General features: G+C 44.4%; 3 protein-coding genes. 2 read left to right on the forward strand and 1 reads right to left on the reverse strand.

Annotated features, from left to right (window positions below; genetic code table 11):
- Nucleotides 1-635 precede the first annotated feature (635 nt).
- Both F6K38_RS40480 and F6K38_RS40485 read left to right on the forward strand, forming a co-directional pair.
- Nucleotides 636-797: a hypothetical protein gene (locus F6K38_RS40480; protein WP_008181495.1), complete on the forward strand. Its 162-nt coding sequence runs from the start codon at nt 636-638 to the stop codon at nt 795-797.
- Between the two features lie 185 nt (nt 798-982).
- Nucleotides 983-1,120 carry a hypothetical protein gene (locus F6K38_RS40485; protein ID WP_287360495.1) on the forward strand — a complete coding sequence of 46 codons (138 nt, stop codon included), beginning with the start codon at nt 983-985 and terminating at the stop codon, nt 1,118-1,120.
- Here the strand turns inward: F6K38_RS40485 and F6K38_RS40490 are convergent.
- Nucleotides 1,071-1,978: DUF512 domain-containing protein (locus tag F6K38_RS40490; protein ID WP_287360496.1), on the reverse strand; the 908-nt coding region annotated here is incomplete at its 5' end. The two genes, F6K38_RS40485 and F6K38_RS40490, sit on opposite strands and share 50 nt — an antisense overlap.

A 1,978-nucleotide genomic window follows, 5' to 3' on the forward strand; every position in this document is an offset into this window, starting at 1 on the left:
TAGCTACGAGATTGAGTTTAATCCCGGTGATAATAATGATATGGTGATTACGGGCATTGCCGTGGGGTACCGTGGCAAAAAGGAAAAGGTCAATTACCTCAAACTCTATCGCAATACTATAGTGGAAAACAACTAGTAATTTTACCTCCCATTACTTTGACCAGACCGTAGCTAAATCACTAGACTTCGCGGCAGTTATCGGGAACAGGGAACAGCATAGTTTACTATAGCGGTTTTTAGCTTAATGAGGTACACAGGATTTTTGCCCTGTTCCCTCTTCTCTTTTATCTGTTCCCGATTCCCGATTCCCGATTCCCGATTCCCGATTCCCTGCTCCCTGCTCCCTATTCCCTAAAATCAGAAACTCTGTACCTCACCAAATTAAAAATCGCTAGATCACATCAATCCTAAGCTCTAATGTTGTTATCTACAGTGCAGGGAATTCTACTACTTTTCACAGTAGGATTGAACCTGCACATTTTATCTTTATATCTAAAATTACAGCAGCAAGTGCATCTGTTGTCTGAGCAACTCCGGCTGCAGCAGCAGTTATAGCAGAAGTCAGAAGTCAAACTCTTGCGCTTACTTAGGTTTGAGACTTTTGTCATGTCCTAACTGCCCTGGCGACTGCTATAATGGATCGGGCATTTACTGAAATTCACAACAATTCTCTGCAACAGTTGGCATTCCTGATCAGAGAATTGCAGATTCGTGAAATGTCCCAACAGGAATTAATCGAGTATCTGCGTCAGGTGTATCAGGATATCCAGACTAGTGTTGAAAATCTCAAGGAATAATACCGAGTTGCATTCAAAGAGAGTAGATTGCTTGGATAGGGAGATAGGGAGATGGGGAGATAGGGAGATAGGGAGATTGGCGGAAGAGAAAGTTGTACGTTTGACCGCAACTTGGAATAAGATTAATTTGTTTTTAGTTAATAATTTTGATATCTAAACTATAGATAAGCTGATGTGCCTTTAAATTGGTTATTCTCCGTTATCTGTTCCCTGTTCCCAATTCCCGATTCCCGATTCCCGATTCCCGATTCCCGATTCCCGATTCCCTACTCCCTACTCCCTATTCCCTATTGCCCCATCGATCAATTCCTCAACACCATTAACCGGAATAATCGGAGTCTTGAGCTGATCAGCCACTTCTGCCACAGTCATATCATCCAGAAACCGGGTATCACCATGCTTAAGCATCAACCCAGGTAACAGAATCATTTCCCCTAAATCTTTTCCTGTTAATCCCTTCAGTAAATCCTGTCCAGTCAGCAAGCCAGTAACCGTTATCTCCTGACCCCAGTAATCACTAGATAACGCAACCATGTTAATCTCCAATCCTGCCACAGCATTGAACCGCTCTACCACAGGTTCAAACGCTTTTTCCACCGCATTACCCACCACCCAAGTCCCCCGCCGGGGGATTTCTAGACCCTTAGGCAACCTTTCAGTAGCAGCAGTTTGGAATTGTTTCAGGAACAGACGAATCGAACCAACACCATTTCCAATTTGAGGGTAGTCTCCATAATCCGATTCTGTCGGTAACTCTTCTCTAGCAATCAAAAACCACTCATCGGCCAACCAAGCAAAGGTAGACCCCAACTGGTGCTTAAATTTCTCCTGAAGCCTTTGAACTTGAGCAATCACTTCCCTCGCTTTCTCCCCAGTAACGCTAATCAGTTCATCCTCCTGGGGTCGAAATCGAGTCAATCCCACCGGTACTACTGCCGTTGAAGCCACTGCGGGCAGATCACCAGTATAGAATTGCGCTAAATCTAACAGAGTACGTTCTAAGTGAATGCCATCATTAATCCCAGGACATACCACTACCTGGGCATGAATTTGTAGCCGTCGCTCCTGAAACCACCTTAACTGCTCTAAAATTTGCCCAGCCCGAGGATTTTTCAGTAACCGTATGCGCACATCCGGTTCAGTAGCATGAACCGAAACATAAAGAGGAGATAGACGCATCC

Origin of the sequence: Moorena sp. SIO3B2 (assembly GCF_010692525.1) — a bacterium.
Taxonomy (GTDB): domain Bacteria; phylum Cyanobacteriota; class Cyanobacteriia; order Cyanobacteriales; family Coleofasciculaceae; genus Moorena; species Moorena producens.

Bases quoted from the DNA above. Each gene is read 5' to 3' on its own strand.
- F6K38_RS40480 (WP_008181495.1), top strand. From the start codon at position 636: ATGGATCGGGCATTTACTGAAATTCACAACAATTCTCTGCAACAGTTG.